Genomic DNA, 17,547 nt, shown 5'->3' with positions numbered 1-17,547 from the left:
TTCACACGATGCCGATCACCACGGCGGCGCGTACTGTCGCACACGCCAGGAGTTGCCGAGGGAGAGTCGCCGAGGCCGGGCGCGCGCCGACGGAAAGGAGCCTGGCAACGGATGTGGAGCGAGTGGTGGAACCGCTTCATCGCCTCCGATCCGGCCCTGAGGCGGCTGCGGCGGGCCACGCGCGCGGTGTCCTCGGTCGGGCTCACCGTAGTGATCATGATCCCGCTGCTGGGCTGGTGGGGGCAGCCCCTGCCCACGGCGATCGTCGGGGCGGTCGTGGCGATCCAGGCGATCGTGGCGGTCAACGACGAGACCGACCGCCAACGCCGGATCACCACCCTGCTCGTACCACTCCCGGCCGCCGTGACGTTGTTACTGGCCACCACGACCCAACCGTTACCGGTGGTCAAGGTACTGGTGTTCCTGGTGGTGATTTTCGTCGCCACCTACATCCGGCGGTTCGGGTCGCGGTACTTCGCGCTGGGAATGGTCGGCTTCTTCGGCTATTTCTTCGCCATGTTCCTGAAGCCGAGCTTCGCCCAGCTGCCGTACATGGTGCTCGCCGGTGTCTGCGGGGCTCTGGTCGCCTTCGTGCTGCGCTTCGTCGTCCTGCCCGACAATCCCCAGGGCATCCTCGACCGGGGGCGGCGCACCCTGCGAGCGCAGGTGTACGCGCTCCTGCACGCCGTCCGTGACGTGACGGAGAACCCCGGTTCGACGCAGCGGCGCAAGCAGCTGAACAACCGCTCGACCCAGCTCAACGAGACGGCGCTGATGCTGGAGAGCACCGTGCAACAGCTCACGGGACTCGACGAGTCCGGTCGGGAGAAGCTGCGGCAGCGCATCCTCGACATCGAGCTCGCCGCGGAGAACCTTCTCACGCCACTGCTCCGGGCGATCGACCAGCCCGGTACGACGGTGCCGCGGGCACTGCGCTCCCTGCTGGACGTGGTGCGCACCACCCCCGCCGAGGTCCGTGAAACCAGCCACCGGGTGGCCGACCGCGTCGAGCGGGAGGAGTCCGCCGAGCTGGCGATGACGATCCGACGACTCGGTGCCGGCCTGGCCGATCTCGCCGCGGCCACCGCCGAACTCGGCAGGAGCAGCTCGACCTCCCCCGCCACGAGCGAGAGCTCCGAGCAGGAGGAGCAGGAGGAGACCGAACGCGAGGAGGAAGCGGAGAGCACCGGGCTGCAACGGCAGGAGGTCCGCACGGCGGTCCAGGTCACCTGTGCGGCGGGTCTGGCCATCGTGTTCGGACAGTTGGTCTCCCCGAACCGCTGGTACTGGGCGGTGATCACCGCTTTCGTGGTGTTCATCAGCACCAACAGCCGTGGCGAACTGCTGGTGCGCGCCTGGCAACGAACGGTGGGAACGCTGCTCGGGGTGGTCTTCGGGATCCTGGTCGCCGTCCAGGTCACCGGCAACACCCCGCTCGAGTTCGCCCTGGTGCTGCTGTGCGTGTTCGTGGCCTTCTACTTCATCGGCTACGCCTACGCCGTGGCGACCTTCTTCATCACCACGTTGCTGGGAATCCTCTACGGAATCCTCGGGATCTTCGACGTCTCGGTGCTGGGCACCAGGTTGGCGGAGACCGCGCTGGGTGCGGCGGCCGGAGTGCTGGCTGCGGTGCTGATCCTGCCGACCCGAACCAGCTCGGTCGTTCAGACCCGTTCCAGGGAGTTCCTGGGGAGTCTGCGCGACCTGCTGCGCGAGAGCGGCAATGACGCCAGCACCGGAGAAACCGTCGCGGGGATGCGTGAGTCTGTACGGGATCTCGACGACCGGCTCCAGCAGTTGCTCAACCGTGCTCGGCCACTGACCACCTACCGGTGGCGCTCCCACCGCAGCCAGCTCAGCCGGTGGCTGACGCTGATCAGCGGGTGTGCCTACTACGTGCGCAACCTGGCCGTGGTGCTACCGACGGCTGTGGAGATGTCCGACGCGGACACCCGCAACCGAGTCGCGGAACTGCTGTGGGCGCTGGCCGACGCGGCCGGGGCACTGACCGACGGGGCGGACCGGAACTTCGAAGACGCCCTGCGGCCCGCACGGCAGCACTCCGAAGTCCTGCACGACATCGCCGAGTCGCTGAACACCGGCCCCACCTCGCTGCACCGCAGCATCAAACTGCTGGACCGGGTCAGCCAGACGCTCGAAGACCTGGCCCGGGAGGCCGGTAGAACCACTCACCAGGAGTCCGAGAACTCCTCGGCCCGCTGACGGCTCGGCAGGCGGGCAACCACTTCATCTGTTCGAAACCGGTGATGTCGCAAAGACCACTGGAACCAAGCATCAATCTCTTGTCATCAGTCATATCTCCATGCTGTTCTCCGCATTGATCAACAATAATCAATCCAATCCAAGGGAAACAAATGAAACGACTCAAAAATTGGATCACCGCGACTCTGGTCGCTTCTGCAACGATGCCGTTGACAGCACTCGGGTCCGTTTCATGGGGAAGCACCAACGCTGCTGCAGCAGATCCCGTTGAACCCCCGGCATCCACAGCCGGAGTACCACCAGGATGCGATGTCTGGCTGGATCACAACGCGGTTTACATGACACATAACTTCCGGTGCCAACCTGGCCCACGCGGGGAATACCGGGCTGTCACGTCCTGGGAGGACCCAAAAACCGGATCGGGACTGCGGACCACCGGCGAATGGATTCCCTCCGGGCAGACCTCGTCAGCAACGTGCTTTCCCACCCGACATAAGCGTAAAATCCAGCTGGGAATTTCACTGACACGAAATCAAACTTCACTTCCCGGCCTACCCAGGACGCTCGGTCCACAGAATAAGAACGAGAGAGCGCCCCACAAAGAATGATGGGAGCGCACAACTCGGTTGTGCGCCCCCATCATTCGCGCGCCGCAGCAATGCCAACAAGAACGATGAAACACCGAAAAGCACTACTCAATGCCCCGTGGGGCCCCGCCCGACAACGAGCTCCCCACGAAAACACGGTCTACAGCACGCCCCGCATATAGCGCTTGATCCACGGCGCCAGCAGAAGCAATACGCCTCCCAGCACGATGGTCATCAGACCCACACCACCGAAGTACAGGTTCTGATGGGCATCGGAATACAGCTTCACCAGCTGCGCCGCCACGGCCTGCCCCAAAGCGGGAGCGAGGAAGTACAGCCCCATCGTCTGCGAGGAGAACGCCTGCGGTGCCAGCTTGGTGGTCGCCGAGAGCCCGACCGGCGAGAGCATGAGCTCACCAATGGTCAACAACACGAACACGAACCCGATCATGAACGGGTTGAGCAGTCCCTCGTCGTTGGTGAACAGGCTCGAGAACACCACCCACAGGAAGGCGATCCCCACGAAGACCAGACCACCCACGAACTTGACCGGCGTGGAAGGCTGACGGTTACCCAGCTTGGTCCACATCACCGCGAACAGGGGCGCGAGGATGATGATCGCCAACGGGTTAATCGACTGGAACCACCCGACCGGGAACTCGTAACCGAACACGCTGGTGTCGGTCTGGAAGTCCGTGACCGCCACCAACGTGGCGGCCTGCTGTTCGAAAAGCATGAAGAAAACGGCCGTGGCCAGGAAAAGCGGGATGTAGGCGAGCAGCCGGTCCCGCTCCATCTTGGTGACCTGCTGACTGCGGAACATCACGATGAAATAGGCCAGCGGCAGAATGATCGCGATACCGGTGACCGTGTTGACCACCCCGAGGATGCCCCACAGCGCTCCTGCCCCCACGAGAACGAGCGCCAGGACTGCGGCGATGAGCGCGATCCGCGCCAGGACCGGTCCCCTGCTGTCCGCAGGAAGGGGGTTGACCGGTTGGCGTCCCGCGGCACCGAGACGACCGCGTCCGAGAGCGTACTGAACCAAGCCGAGAGCCATCCCGACGGCGGCCGCACCGAAACCCCAGTGGAAACCGATGTTGGTCTGCAGGGTCGGTGTGAGGATCTGGCTGATGAAGGCACCGATGTTGATGCCCGTGTAGAAGATCGAGAAGCCGGCGTCTCTGCGTGTGTCCTCCTTGGAGTAGAGGCCGCCCACCACGTTGGAGACATTCGGCTTCAGAAGACCGGTGCCGAGCACGATCAGCACGAGCCCAGCTCCCAGTGCGGCAAGACCGCCGGGGATGGCCATGCAGACGTGGCCGAGCATGATCAGAACGCCACCGTAGAAGATGGCTCGCTGCGACCCGAGCATGCGATCGGCCAGCCAGCCACCGGCAACACCGGTCAGGTATACAGCGGAACCGTAGGTCAGCACCAACGGCAGAGCGATGCTCTCATCGATGCCCAGGCCACCTTCGGCGACCGTGGTGTAGAGGTACAGCGCCAGGATGGCGCGCATACCGTAGTAGGAGAACCGTTCCCACATCTCGGTGAAGAACAGCGTGGACAGGCCCGGGGGCTGGCCGAAGAAGCCCTTACCCTCGGGCTGGTCCGCAACCGTGGAGGTGTTCACGATCACGTCCTCTCGTACGTGTGCATGGTGGCTGTAGCCACTCAGACTGTGGGGGAGGCTACAACTGTCCGTAGCGGCGCAGGGCACCGGGAACACCCGAAAGGATTACACTTAAGCAAACAAAGGTCTACACCAGGTACCTACACTCTGCTTATCGGGGTAGCGCCCGCAGGCAAACGGGTGAAGGAAACCCCTTATTTTGTCACTTTATGTAACCGCCTGATTGCCGGAGGACACCATGGAGCTACTCCCCGCGCACCGCACCGCCATGCGCGAGTTCGACAGCCGGGTGCGTCGGATGCGGGAGGACCAGTGGGACAACCGGACCCCCTGCACCGAGTGGAACGTCCGTGACCTGCTCAACCACCTCGTGAGCGAGCAGCTCTGGGCACCCTGGCTGCTGGACGGGGCCACCCTGGAGCAGGTGGGCGACCGCTTCGACGGCGACCAGCTCGGCTCCGATCCGATCGAGGCGTGGGCGGAGGCGAGCGCGGCGGCCCGAGCCGCCTGGGACGCCCCTAAGGCCGTCAGGGGACAGGTCCACGTCACCGGCGGAAAGATCCGCACCGAGGACTACGGCTGGCAGATGACCCTGGATCTGACCGTGCACGCCTGGGACCTGGCGCGTGGCCTGGAGATCGACGACGAACTCGACCCCGAGCTGGTGGAGACCGTGCACTCCGTGTTCTCCCCCCACGTGCAGTCCATGCAGGGGTTGGGCATCTTCGACCCCCCGCAGCCGGTCACTCCCGACGCGGGCGGGCAAACCCGGCTGCTGGCGCTGCTCGGACGCCGCCCCTGAGTCCGGTGGCGAAGGCCTCCTCCTCCGCTGCCGCGCTCGGGATACAATGGAGGACATACCTCGTAAGCCCTTCCGTAGAGGAGTGACAACGTCGGTGCCCGAGGCACACTCGACTGACGACGGCAGTATCGGGCCGGGTCGAAGACCCGGCGCCTCCGAACACCGCGGCGACGTGCGCCCAGCGGCGAACACGCTGCGAGGTAGCCGCTGATGGACGTCCTGATAGCGGTTCTGGGACTGTTGTTCGTCGCCGTGCTCACCCTCGGCACCGCGCTGGCCGTGGCTGCCGAGTTCTCCCTGACCTCGCTGGAGCGGAGCGCGGTCGACGCGCACGTGGCCGAAGTCGGCGACCGGCGGGCCAAGACCGTGCAGCGCGCTCACCGCTCGCTGTCGTTCCAGCTCTCCGGCGCCCAGGTCGCGATCACCCTGACCACCCTGGTCACCGGCTACGTGGCCGAACCCCTCATCGGCGACCTGGTGCGCCCGGTGTTCACGGCTCTGGGGATTCCGGAGTCGGTCGCGGTACCGCTGGCGCTGGCGCTGGCGATCCTGCTGGCCACGACCCTGTCGATGGTCTTCGGTGAGATGGTGCCCAAGAACCTGGCCATCGCTCGTTCGCTGCCCACGGCCCGGGCGGTGGCCGGCTACCACTCGCGGTTCTCGCTGATCTTTCGCTGGCTCATCGATGGGATGAACAACAGCGCCAACTGGGTCGTGCGCCGGCTGGGCGTCGAACCCCAGGAGGAACTGCGCTCGGCCCGCTCGGCCGAGGAGCTCGGCTCGATCGTGCGTTCCAGCGCCGAGCACGGCACCCTCGACGAGTCCACCGCCGAGCTCATGGACAAGTCCCTGCGCTTCGGCGAGCGCACCGCCGCCGAACTGATGACCCCGCGTGTGAAGGTCGAGTCGCTGTCGGCGAAGGACTGCGTCCTGGACCTGCTCGACCTGGCCCGCCGGACCGGGTTCTCCCGGTTCCCGGTCCACGGTGGCGACCTCGACGACGTGCACGGCGTGATCCACGTCAAACAGGCCTTCGGGGTGGGTCAGAATCAGCGCGAGACCACTCGCGTGGGATCGCTGACCCGGCCCGTCCCGACGGTCCCCGAAACCCTCGACGGTGACGCGCTGCTGAACCGACTGCGGGGTTCCGGGCTGCAGCTGGCCCTCGTCGTCGACGAGTACGGCGGCACGGCGGGCATCGTCAGCCTCGAAGACGTGGTCGAGGAGATCATCGGCGACGTCCGCGACGAGCACGACCGCCGCGAGACGGCAGCCGTGCGCTCCGCGGGCCGCGAGACGTGGCTCGTCTCGGGGCTTCTCCGCTCCGACGAACTCCGGGAGGCGACGGGCTTCGAGATGCCCGAGGGCGACTACGAGACGGTGGCCGGACTCGTGCTGGCCGAACTCGGCCGGATCCCGGTGGCCGGAGACGGCATCGACAGCGGTCGCTGGCGACTGATGGTCACCCGCATGGACCGGAACCGCATCGCCGAACTGCGGTTGGCCCGTGAGCACGACAGCACGACGGCCCCCGCCGGCGACAGGCCCGAGGGCGTGCGGGAGGTGGCCCGATGAGCGACACCTTCGCCCTCGTACTGAGCCTGCTGCTGTTGCTGTGCAACGCCCTGTTCGTCGGCGCGGAGTTCTCGTTGCTGTCCTCGCGCCGCGATCGGCTGGAAGCCCTGCGCGAGCAGGGCGTCGGCCGGGCGCACACGGTCATCAACGCCAGCCAGGAAGGCTCGTTGATGCTGACCAGCGCCCAGCTCGGCATCACGCTGTGCTCGCTGGGTCTGGGGCGGCTCGGGGAACCGGCCGTGGCTCACCAGCTGGAAAAACTCGTCGGCGGCCTGCCGGTGCCCGACGCGCTGCTGCACGGGACGGCCTTCGTGGTCGCGCTGGCCCTGGTGGTGATACTGCACGTGCTGATCGGCGAGATGGTGCCCAAGAACCTGGCCATCGCCGATCCGGAGCGGTTGGCCCTGTGGTTCGTGCCCCTGCTGGTGGCCTTCGTCAAGGTGGCGCGACCGCTCATCGCGCTGTTCAACATGATGGCCAACGGAGTGCTCCGGTTGCTCCGGGTCGAGCCCAAGGACGACCTGGAGACCGCCTACACGTCCTCGGAACTGGCCGAACTGCTGGTGGAATCGCGCCGCGAGGGCCTCATCGACCAGTCCGAACACCACCGGCTGGCCAAGACCCTGTCCTCGGTGCAGAGCACGGTCAGCGAGGTCTTCGTGCCCATGCGGAAGCTGACGACCCTCCCCGGCGATCCGACCCTGGGAGACGTCGAGAACGCCGTGTCGGCCACCGGCTTCTCCCGGTTCCCCGTTCGCACCGATCACAGCGGACTGCTCGGCTACCTGCACATCAAGGACGTGCTCGACCAGGCCGGCGACAGGCCGGAGACACCGGTGGAACCCGCACGCGTGCGCGACCTTCCGACGGTGCGGGTGCAGGCTCGTCTCGACGACGCCCTCACCGCACTACGTCGCACCGGCAGCCACCTCGCCACGGCCGTCGACGCCTCCGGCACCCCGCTGGGCGTGGTCGCGCTGGAGGACCTCGTGGAGGAGTACGTCGGCACCGTCCGCGACAGCACCCACGTCGCCTGAACCAGCCCGGCCACAGTGTCCGACTCGATGTCGGTGCTGTCCGGACCCGAGTGGCGCGCGAGATTCACCCGCTCCAACCGGGTTCCGCACGGCTGTGGACCCGTGTCTACCTTGACCTCGGACGATCGTCCGTCTGTCGCCGTTCCACGGATTCGTGAGAGCCACTTGCGGGTCGGCTACCGGAGTCGAGGGGACTGGTCGCGTAGCTGCTGGCGAACCTTGTCCGCGTCCCAGCGATGGTGCCCACCGGGAGTGGTGAACTCCGGGGTGATCTGGCCAGCTTCCGCGTACCGGGCGATCGACCGGCGAGACAACCCGAGTGCCCTCGCTAGCGCTCCCGTCGTCACCGGCTCACTCGTCATGGTTTGACGGTATAACGCTCGAACGGCGTGCGCGCCCTTATTGGCTCGTTATACAGATTTAGCCTAGTTTTGTCTCAATTGTCACTATTTAGCCCAGCAAGGAGCGGTACGGAAGCAGTCAGGACACCGCACGGGGAGCCGGTACCACTACTGGCTCCCCGTGCTCGGGGACGAGAGGGGGCCGCACGGGACGCGGCACGCGTTCAAGGGCGGCCGGAAGGGGGACGGCCGTAAGTTCGGAACGTCCGTGTGCGGGGTCGAAGAGGTGCCGATGGCCGGACCGTCCGAGATCGACTGGCTGCCGACACCGACGTGCACGGACTGCCACTCGTCCCTGAAGGGGGAACAGTCGTGAACAGCGGAGAGGCAGGTGGTTGGTCCCGCTCGCTATGGCCGCTCTCGGGAACGCCGTGGTGGACCTGGAGAACAACAGCCTCCCCGAGTGGCAGTGTCACGAGTCGGCGAGTGCGCTCGACAACCCGTCGGCGGCCCTGAGGGAGCCGGAGAAGGGTCCGAACGTCTTCGAAGGCTCCGAGGAGCCGCTGAAAGCTTTGACCCTGTCGTGCCCCGGTAGAGCGGCAGGGGCTTCCTTGTGCCTGCTCACCGGGCACCCACCACTTGCACCGTTTCGCCTCCGGCCTGCGGCTCCGCGAGATCAAGTCCATCAGCGCCGCGGTCGCCATCTGCGGGCGCCTGCCCGGGGATGCTCCCGAGCAGAGATGCGGGATGCTTTGCGACCGGTCGGTGCTGACTAGGATTGACCGTGCTGACTCGGTGCTGACCTGAAGAGAGGGAAAATTACGTGACTGTCCTCGCTGAAGACGAATGGCGAGAGCGACAACAGGCGCATCAGCAGCGCGTGAAGGTGTACACCGGGCCCCACCGGCAGCGGCAGCAGCACGGCCGGAAGCACCCGGTGATGGACTTCCTGTTCACCTACTACTCGCACAGACCCGCTCGGTTGGAGCGGTGGCATCCGGGGTACGGCGTGGCGTTGGCCCACGGCCAGGAGTTCCTCGACCGGCGCGGGTACGTCGAGACCTCGGAGGGTGTCGCGCTCGATCGGGCGGCGCTGACTCCCACCCGGCGGAGCACCGTGGAGTTCGTTCTCTCGCTGCTGACGGCCGTCGAGTCGCGCTCGGCGCAGCTGGGCTGCTTCGGTCTCCACGAGTGGGCGATGGTCTACCGCGTCGGTGAGGACGACAAGCGACACGCCGACCGGTCGCTGCGCTTGGGCGGTCAGGGCACAGACGAGGTCGTCGAGTCGATGCGGATCCAGTGCAGCCATCACGACGCCTTCCGGTTCTTCAGCGAACCGGCCCGGCCTCGCAACGAACTGCAACCCCGCCGCGAGGACCAGACACGACTGGAACAGCCGGGTTGTCTGCACAACAACATGGACATGTACAAGTGGGCGTACAAGTTGGAGCCGTTCGTCCCGTCGGAGCTCGTGGCCGACTGTTTCGAACTGGCCGCCCGCATCCGCGAGCTCGACATGAGGGCGAGCCCCTACGATCTCCGGGAGCTCGGTTACGAGCCCGTGCCCATCGAGACGCCCGAAGGACGAGCCGACTACGTCCGGCAGCAGCGGGCCTTCAGCGAGGAAGCAGCACCGCTGCGTCGACGACTGATCGATACCTGTCGCGGCCTGCTCGACTGGGCCGAACCAGCCCCGGCAGCGACCGGAGCCTGAGAAACGAGACCCGCCGGGAGCCGAAGCCGTCCCGGCGGGTCTCGTCGTTCACTCGCGAACTGTCAGGCCGACCTCACCGCTGTCGTCCTTCTCCGCGTCCAGGGTCTTGTCACCCAGTGCAGAAGCGGCACGCTCGTCCAGGAAAACGCGCACGCCCTCCTGTTCGATAACCTGGTCGCCGCCCTCTGGGCCGGTGGCGACCGAGGCCTGAAGCTCCTCGGGTGTTTCCTCGCCTCCGGCGATCCGAAGCCCGGCCTCCTCGGCGGAGTCACTACCCGACAAGACCACCTTGATGACCTCGGCGGCGCTTTCGCTGATGGTCAGCATTGTTCAACTCCTCTCGGAGCCGGTCACGTGAAGTTTTCCACGGTAGTGCACGGCCTCATCGGGAGCACTCCGGGTCACCCTTCGTAGGCCGACAGCGGCGGGCACGAGCAAACCAGGTTGCGGTCGCCCTTGGCCCCGTCGATACGACGCACCGTGGGCCACACCTTGTCCGTACCGGCGCCCATCATCGGGTAGGCGGCGGTCCGCCGATCGTAGGCGTGGTCCCACTCCCCCGCCAGGGAAACGGCCGTGTGCGGAGCGTGGCACAACGGGTTGTCGTCGACGGGCCACTGCCCGGAGGCGACCTTGTCGATCTCGGCGCGGATCGCGATCATCGCCTCGCAGAACCGGTCCAGCTCGGCGAGGTTCTCGCTCTCGGTCGGCTCGACCATCAGCGTGCCCGCCACCGGGAACGACATCGTCGGCGCGTGGAGTCCGTAGTCGGCCAATCGCTTGGCGACGTCGTCGATGGACAGGCCGGCGTCCTTGGTGATCTGGCGCAGGTCGAGGATGCACTCGTGGGCCACGAACCCGCCCGCGCCGGTGTAGAGCACCGGGAAGTGGTCGTCGAGACGCCGAGCGACGTAGTTCGCCGCCGCGACGGCGGTCAGCGTGGCACGGCGCAGCCCGTCCGAACCCATCATTCGCACATAGGCCCACGAGATCGGCAGAATCGAGGCGCTGCCCCACGGGGCGGCACTGATCGGACCCACACCCGTCTCAGGGCCTGCCATCGGCTGCAACGGGTGGTTCGGCAGGAACTGCGAGAGGTGCTCGCGGACCCCGATCGGCCCCACGCCGGGACCACCGCCACCGTGCGGGATGCAGAACGTCTTGTGCAGGTTCAGGTGCGAGACGTCGGCACCGAACTTGCCCATCCGCGCCAGCCCGATCAGCGCGTTGAGGTTGGCGCCGTCGACGTAGACCTGCCCGCCCGCATCGTGCACCAGCCCACAGACCTCCTGGACCGTGTCCTCGTAGACCCCGTGCGTGGACGGGTAGGTGACCATGATGGCCGCGAGGTCGTCCCGGTGGGCGTCAACGACCTCGCGCAGGTGGTCCATCTCGATGTTGCCGGAATCGTCGCACCGCACGACGATGACCCGCATCCCGGCCATGACGGCGCTGGCGGCGTTCGTCCCGTGCGCGCTGGCCGGGATCAGGCACACGTCTCGCTCGGACTCACCGCGGTCGTGGTGGTAGGCGCTGATGGCCAGCAGACCGGCGAACTCGCCCTGACTGCCCGCGTTGGGCTGCAGGCTCACCGCGTCGTAACCGGTGATCTCCGACAACCAGGTCTGCAGATCCTCGACGACGCGCAGCAGCCCCTCGGCGTCCTCGGCGGGCGCGAAGGGGTGCAGCTCGGCGAAGGCGGGCCAGGTGATGGGCTCCATCTCCGCCGTGGCGTTGAGCTTCATCGTGCAGGATCCGAGCGGGATCATGCTGCGGTCCAGCGCCACGTCGGAGTCCGACAAGCGGCGCAGGTAGCGCAGCAGCGAGGTCTCCGAACGGTGCTGGTGGAACACCGGGTGGGTCAGGTACTCCGACTCGCGGTGCAGCACCCCGGGCAACGCGTCCGGGACCCGCGCGTCGAGCTCGTCGATGTCGGTGAGCTCTCCGCGGTCCAGCCCGAACGCCTGCCACACCGCGGTGAGCCGTCCGCGGGTCGTCGTCTCGTCGCAGCTCACGCCCACGTGGTCGGCGTCGACGCGACGGAGGTTGATGCCCGCGTCCCTGGCCGCGGCGACCACCTCGTCGGCACGCCCCGGCACCCTGGTGAGCACGGTGTCGAAGAAATCGGAGTGCACGACTTCAACGCCACCCTCGCGCAACCGCGTCGCCAGCACGGTGGCCATGCGGTGCGCCCGGGTCGCGATCGCCCGCAGTCCTTCGGGGCCGTGGTAGACGGCGTACATGGAAGCCACCACGGCCAGCAGGACCTGGGCCGTGCAGATGTTGCTGGTGGCCTTCTCCCGACGAATGTGCTGTTCCCGGGTTTGCAGCGCGAGCCGGTAGGCCTGGTTGCCGTCGGCGTCGACGCTGACCCCGACCAGCCGGCCGGGCAACTGGCGTTCCAGTCCCTTGCGCACCGCCATGTAGCCGGCGTGCGGGCCCCCGAAGCCCATCGGCACTCCGAAGCGCTGGGTGTTACCGACCACCACGTCGGCACCGATCTCGCCGGGCGAGCGCACCAGGGTCAGCGCGAGCAGGTCGGAGGAGACGATGGCCATACCGCCCCTGCGGTGGATCTCGGAGATCAACTCCTCGTGGTCGCGCAGGGCGCCCGAGGCACCCGGGTAGGCTAGCAGCGCACCGAAGAAGTCACCCTCCGGCAGCCCGGCCACGCCCTCGGACAGGTCCGCCACGACCACTTCGATGCCCAGCGGCTCGGCCCGCGTGCGCAGCACGGAAAGCGTCTGTGGCAGTGTGTCGGCGTCGACGACGAAACGGGACGAGGCAGCTCGCCCGGCACGCCGCACCAGGGTCATGCCCTCGGACGCGGCCGTGGACTCGTCGAGCATCGAGGAGTTCGACACCGGAACACCGGTGAGATCGGCCACCATCGTCTGGAAGTTCAGCAGGGCCTCCAGCCTGCCCTGCGAGATCTCCGGCTGGTAGGGGGTGTAGGCGGTGTACCAGGCGGGATTCTCGATCACGTTGCGCCGGATCACCGGCGGGGTGATCGTGGGGTAGTAGCCCAGGCCGATCATCTCGGCGTGCGGGTGGCACCGCTCGGCCAGTCCGCGCAGTTCGTCGAGCGACTCGGCCTCGGTCGCCGGCTCCGGGAGCGCCAGATTCAGGTCCCGCTCGCGGATACCGGCGGGGACGGCCTGCTCGCCCAGTTCCTCCAGCGAACCGACCCCGATCACGTCGAGCATGTGGGCCAGCTCCGCGGGCATCGGCCCGACGTGGCGCTGGGCGAACGGAGTGCCGTGCTCCAGCGCGGCCAGGGGGATACGGTCGTTGGTCACATCGGTCATCGCCAAACCTCGCTCATCGCGGCATTACAGCCAGGGGCGGCAGCACTCGCGGCGAGTACTGCCCTCCCCCTCTGTCAATGTCCGCGAAGCGGACGCCTGAGAGCTTCGCCCGGCGGCGAGCCGGACTTGCACCGTCGGCGGGGTCCGCGCCTCCTTGCGTCGAACCCTCTTTCCAGAGGTATCTCGCCCGCGCGGTCCAAGAGGCCTGAGAGGTTGTCGGGGAGTAGTTGCTCCTTCGGCGCCGCCTCCGGTTCCGGACCGGAAGCGAACTCTCCCGCACGGGGTCTGCGACTGGTGTGCAGCCTACCCGATACGTCAGCCGATGTGACGGTCCTGACGCCGTCGGGACAACTCGTCGTGGACATGGACGGATTGTTCGGCACCGTCGGCGCGCTCGGCGGGAAAGTCGCGGATCGTGCCGCTGATCTCGCGCATCGCACCGCTGACCGCGATCCCGAACACTCCCTGCCCCCCTTGCAGCAGATCGACCACTTCCTCGGCGGAAGTGCACTCGTAGACCGTCGTTCCGTCGCTGAACAGGGTGATGCCGGCCAGATCCCGCACGCCCCGGTGGCGGAGGTGCTCCACTGCCGCCCGGATGTTGTGCAACGAGACTCCGGTGTCCAGCAGCCGCTTGACGACCTTGAGCACCAGGAGGTCCTTGAACGAGTACAGGCGCTGCGATCCCGACCCCTCCGCGAGTCGGATCGAGGGCCCGACCAGGCAGGTACGCGCCCAGTAGTCGAGCTGGCGGTAGGTGATACCCGCTATCTGACAGGCGGCGGAACCACGATAACCGACCAGCGCGTCCGGCAACGAGGAGTCGGCGAACAGCTCCCCCTGCTCGGCATCGGGTGCTTGTTCGACCACGCCTACCTCCCTCCCCCGACATGCCGCAGGCCGCCTGCGACCCGAGCTTTCACGCCGAAGGTCGCCGATGTCGGATTCGGGGCCGTCCACTGCGGGCCCACCCTCGGTGAGGATGTGTCCACGGTAGATCCGGCCGTGCGGACGGTCAACGTGACACGCGGCCGGGCGCCGGCCGCATTCCGGCACGCCGCCGACGCCCGGCCGGAGGACCGTCCCGGCGCGACGACGTCGTCACGTATCGGCCCCGCGAAAGTCCTCCGGCGAGACCGAGTCCAGGAATTCCTTGAACTTCTCGACCTCGTCCTCCTGCTCGTCGGGAATCAGCAGGCCCGCCTCGTCGAGCACGGCTTCGTCGGCGTGGATCGGCACGCCCACTCGCAACGCGAGGGCCACCGAATCGCTCGGACGGGCCGAGACCCGCACGTCCCCGTCGAAGACGAGTTCGGCGAAGAACGTGCCCTCTTGGAGGTCGATGACACGGACCTGCTCCAGATCCCGTCCGAGGGACCCGATCACGTCCTTGAGCAAGTCGTGTGTCAGCGGCCTGGCCGGACGTACACCCTGCTGTTCGAGCGCGATGGCCGTAGCCTCCACCGAGCCGATCCAGATCGGCAAGTACCGCTCGCCCTCGGTTTCACGTAGCAGCAGGATCGGCTGGTTGGCTGGTAGTTCCACTCGCACGCCGACGACGCGCATCTCACTGCTCATCGTCCAATCGCCTCCTCCAGCGCGTCGAAGCGTGACCTCTTCTCCGAGGATCGCGCACCGACGCCTTCGACGCTACCTGCGATACGGCGAAGATGCCCTGTCTCGGCCACCGCCAACCGCACCATTCCCACTCCGTGGACCGCTGCTTCCTGCCAACAGCACCCGCACAATACACCGGGTACCCGACAGCGGATTTCCAATCGCACGTTGGCGGGCGCGGTGGGCCGGACCACACCGCGCTCATCGCCGTATCCGGACCAAGTCCAGTTCGCCGGGGCGGTACCTGGCACCGCCCCTGCGCCGTCGCCTTCCGGTCCGGCGCTACGAGGCGCCCTGTCCTCCGTCAGCGGGCCCGGTCAGGAACACCAGGCGGAACTTGCCGATCTGCACCTCGTCACCGTTGGCCAGCACCGATGTGTCCACCGGCTCCCTGTTGACGTAGGTGCCGTTGAGGCTGCCGACGTCGACGACCACGTAGTCATTGCCCTCGCGCCGGAACTCGGCGTGCCTGCGGGAGACCGTGACGTCGTCCAGGAAGATGTCGCTGTCCGGATGACGTCCGGAACTGGTGGTCTCCCGGTCGAGCAGGAAGCGCGAACCCGCGTTCGGACCACGCTTGACCACCAGCAGGGCGGACCCGGCGGGCAGCGAATCGACCCCGGACGCGGCAGACTCCGAGGGCGCGCTCTCGGTGCTCTCCTGCTCCGAGAGGAAGGGCCTGAAGACCGAGGTGGTCTCCGATGACTGCTCCGGCGGTACGTCGCCGGGCCCGTCGTTCGTGCTCACCTGAGCTCTCCTCTAAGCGGATGGGTCGTGCCAGTGTTACCCAACGTACCGCGTCGCCGACGACGCTCCGCGCGCGACTCCCAACATCGACTCCGCCGTTTTCGGCGCGACCACCGCGTCATCCTTGCTCGAGCACCGTGCGATAAGCCGCCTCGTCGAGCAGGTTCTCGAGCGCACCGGAATCGTCCAGGCGCAACTCGACCATCCACCCGTCGCCGTAGGGCTGCGTGTTGACGAGTTCGGGGCGGTCGTCGAGCAGCTCGTTGCGGGCCACGACCTCACCCGCCACGGGCGCGTACAGGTCGGAGACGCTCTTGGTCGACTCGACTTCACCGATCGTCGCGGATTCGGTGAGTCGCTCCCCCACCTGGGGAAGGTCCACGAAGACCACGTCGCCCAGCTGCTGCTGCGCGTAGTCGGTGATGCCGATGCGCACCGTGTCCCGGCCGGTGGGCGAGACCCACTCGTGCTCTCGGGTGTACCTGGTTCCTTCCGGAGCCACCTTCCCGCCTTCCTAGCCAGACTGCTCTTCCCGCCGCTGTGATCGCGTGGGCTCGACGAGCGTATTGGGCCGGTGGCAGGGCCCGCAAGACGTGGCGACGCTCAACCACGGGTGGCGTGGGCCGCCCGCACGGCCGAGAAGACCTGGACCAGGTAGAGCACCCCGGCCCACAGGTACAGGGCTCCGCCCCAGCACGTGAAGGCGTAGGCGAAGGGTCGCACGACCGCGTCGAAGGAGAAGTCCCCCTGGAGGAGCAGCAGCAGGGGGAAGGCGTACATGAGGCAGAAAGTCGCCGCTTTGCCCAGGTAGTGCACGTCGGGTGGCTCGTATCCGTAGTAACGCAGCACGGGCAGACACAGGGTGAGCACGAGGTCGCGAGCTATCAGCAACAACGCGGCCCACCACGGGACGACATCACGCATCACGAACGCGACCAGGGTCGCGATGATGTAGAGCCGGTCGGCCGCGGGATCCAGCAGTTGCCCGATGCGGCTGTACTGGTTCAACCAGCGGGCCAGCTTGCCGTCCAACCAATCGGTGGCGCCACTGACCACCAGCATCAGCAACGCCAGCAGGTCGTGGTGCGGCCCCAGCAGCAGCCACAGGAACAGTGGGACGCCCGCCAGCCGGAGGGCGCTGAGAAAGTTCGGAACGGTCCACCACGGATCGTCCCAGACACCCACCGCGGCTTCCTTGATCCGCTCGAACCCCGGGGCACGTTCCCCCGCGCCCCCGGAGTGGGATCCTGCCGTGGTGCCGTCGGTGTCCTGCACCACGCCCCTCCCCTGAACCGCTGCGTGACCGCCCCGCCCGTAATCGGCCCGATTTCGGACATCCGGCGACGTCCGTACGGTTCAGGGTCCCACATCGCCTCCGTGAAACTCCGAGGCGCCCGTGGCGGGATCACCTCGTGAACTCGTCACCGCGGGCGCGACCAACCACGGCTCGCGAGTTCGGCGTCGGTCAGAAACCGTGGACGACCGCGGTCGTCCACGCCCGCCCAGAGGGAGCGGCCACCGACGCCTTCGAGTACGTACGAATGACCGCCGCTCCACACCACGCTGCACGGCGTGGTGGGCAGCTCGCCGCTACTGTCGGATTCCTCCGCCGTCGGCCGCGTCTCCGTGCGCATCAGTCGTAGCACCTCCGTTTCGACTATCGGGAGGACCGGAGCGAGCGTTAGCTCGTGAACTCCCCTCCCCGATTATGTGTGACCGAGAACACGTTGTCTTGGTGGTGCGTTCGTCCGGCGCCCAGCGGTCGCTCCCGTGCGGCGAGCGTCCTCATCGCCCTCTCACGCGACCAGCAGCACCGACGGGTCCGACCGTTCGGCTTCGCCGAAAGCGCTCGTCGGCACGAACGACTCCCCGACCGCGACCATTCCCGCCGTGCCCGGCACCGCGGGATCCCCGTACTCCGAATGGCCGATATGCAGCCTGCGCAACTTTGGTCTATACC

At 67.2% G+C, this 17,547-nt stretch carries 15 protein-coding genes and 1 riboswitch; of the genes, 5 read left to right on the top strand and 10 right to left on the bottom strand.

The genetic code is table 11. The annotated features are described in order from the left end of the window. Positions 1-111 precede the first annotated feature (111 nt). On the top strand, positions 112-2,223 hold the full coding sequence (locus tag FHX42_RS08635; protein WP_182543726.1) for an FUSC family protein: 2,112 nt from the start codon (positions 112-114) through the stop codon (positions 2,221-2,223). Positions 2,224-2,970: 747 nt separating this feature from the next. On the opposite strand, the gene FHX42_RS08630 is transcribed toward FHX42_RS08635, so the two are convergent. After that, positions 2,971-4,446 (bottom strand): peptide MFS transporter, encoded by a 1,476-nt coding sequence (locus FHX42_RS08630; RefSeq protein ID WP_328795986.1) that lies wholly within the window; start codon positions 4,444-4,446, stop codon positions 2,971-2,973. Between the two features lie 238 nt (positions 4,447-4,684). On the opposite strand from FHX42_RS08630, the gene FHX42_RS08625 reads away from it, so the two are divergent. The 3 genes from FHX42_RS08625 (at position 4,685) to FHX42_RS08615 (ending at position 7,860) form a co-directional block, all read left to right on the top strand. Further along, positions 4,685-5,248, top strand: coding sequence for a TIGR03086 family metal-binding protein (locus tag FHX42_RS08625; protein WP_182543724.1), 564 nt, complete (start codon positions 4,685-4,687; stop codon positions 5,246-5,248). Positions 5,249-5,458: 210 nt separating this feature from the next. Then, positions 5,459-6,823, top strand: coding sequence for a hemolysin family protein (locus tag FHX42_RS08620; protein WP_182543723.1), 1,365 nt, complete (start codon positions 5,459-5,461; stop codon positions 6,821-6,823). After that, a complete protein-coding gene (locus FHX42_RS08615) occupies positions 6,820-7,860 on the top strand; it encodes a hemolysin family protein (protein ID WP_182543722.1) in 1,041 nt (346 codons plus the stop codon). The genes FHX42_RS08620 and FHX42_RS08615 overlap by 4 nt, the downstream gene beginning before the upstream one ends. A gap of 176 nt (positions 7,861-8,036) precedes the next feature. Here the strand turns inward: FHX42_RS08615 and FHX42_RS08610 are convergent, their stop codons facing one another. Continuing rightward, positions 8,037-8,222, bottom strand: a complete 186-nt coding sequence (locus FHX42_RS08610) for a MerR family transcriptional regulator (RefSeq protein ID WP_220480082.1) — start codon at positions 8,220-8,222, stop codon at positions 8,037-8,039. 802 nt (positions 8,223-9,024) lie between these two features. Between FHX42_RS08610 and FHX42_RS08605 the strand changes: the two genes are divergently transcribed. Continuing rightward, positions 9,025-9,915: a 3-methyladenine DNA glycosylase gene (locus FHX42_RS08605; protein WP_182543721.1), complete on the top strand. Its 891-nt coding sequence runs from the start codon at positions 9,025-9,027 to the stop codon at positions 9,913-9,915. A 48-nt stretch (positions 9,916-9,963) separates the two neighbouring features. Here the strand turns inward: FHX42_RS08605 and FHX42_RS08600 are convergent, their stop codons facing one another. The 8 genes from FHX42_RS08600 to FHX42_RS08565 all read right to left on the bottom strand — a co-directional run bounded on the left by FHX42_RS08600 (position 9,964) and on the right by FHX42_RS08565 (position 17,533). Beyond that, positions 9,964-10,242, bottom strand: a complete 279-nt coding sequence (locus FHX42_RS08600) for a HesB/YadR/YfhF-family protein (protein ID WP_182543720.1) — start codon at positions 10,240-10,242, stop codon at positions 9,964-9,966. Positions 10,243-10,316: 74 nt separating this feature from the next. Further along, positions 10,317-13,223, bottom strand: coding sequence for an aminomethyl-transferring glycine dehydrogenase (gene gcvP, locus FHX42_RS08595; RefSeq protein WP_182543719.1), 2,907 nt, complete (start codon positions 13,221-13,223; stop codon positions 10,317-10,319). A 182-nt stretch (positions 13,224-13,405) separates the two neighbouring features. Beyond that, a riboswitch (glycine riboswitch) is annotated at positions 13,406-13,510 on the bottom strand. Positions 13,511-13,538: 28 nt separating this feature from the next. Then, positions 13,539-14,093, bottom strand: coding sequence for a MerR family transcriptional regulator (locus FHX42_RS08590; RefSeq protein ID WP_182543718.1), 555 nt, complete (start codon positions 14,091-14,093; stop codon positions 13,539-13,541). A gap of 231 nt (positions 14,094-14,324) precedes the next feature. Beyond that, a complete protein-coding gene (locus tag FHX42_RS08585; protein ID WP_182543717.1) occupies positions 14,325-14,801 on the bottom strand; it encodes a bifunctional nuclease family protein in 477 nt (158 codons plus the stop codon). 321 nt (positions 14,802-15,122) lie between these two features. Further along, positions 15,123-15,587, bottom strand: coding sequence for a glycogen accumulation regulator GarA (gene garA / locus FHX42_RS08580; RefSeq protein WP_182543716.1), 465 nt, complete (start codon positions 15,585-15,587; stop codon positions 15,123-15,125). 118 nt (positions 15,588-15,705) lie between these two features. Beyond that, positions 15,706-16,089 (bottom strand): glycine cleavage system protein GcvH, encoded by a 384-nt coding sequence (gene gcvH, locus FHX42_RS08575; protein ID WP_182543715.1) that lies wholly within the window; start codon positions 16,087-16,089, stop codon positions 15,706-15,708. Between the two features lie 101 nt (positions 16,090-16,190). Then, positions 16,191-16,865: a CDP-alcohol phosphatidyltransferase family protein gene (locus FHX42_RS08570; protein ID WP_182543714.1), complete on the bottom strand. Its 675-nt coding sequence runs from the start codon at positions 16,863-16,865 to the stop codon at positions 16,191-16,193. Positions 16,866-17,383: 518 nt separating this feature from the next. Beyond that, complete coding sequence (locus tag FHX42_RS08565; protein ID WP_182543713.1) at positions 17,384-17,533, bottom strand: hypothetical protein; 150 nt, start codon at positions 17,531-17,533, stop codon at positions 17,384-17,386. Positions 17,534-17,547 lie beyond the last annotated feature (14 nt).

The sequence above is a fragment of the Halosaccharopolyspora lacisalsi genome (assembly GCF_014137975.1).
In the GTDB taxonomy this organism is placed as follows: Bacteria; Actinomycetota; Actinomycetes; order Mycobacteriales; family Pseudonocardiaceae; genus Halosaccharopolyspora; species Halosaccharopolyspora lacisalsi.
Note: the sequence above shows the minus strand (reverse complement) of the source record. Positions and strands in the feature narration are given on the sequence as shown.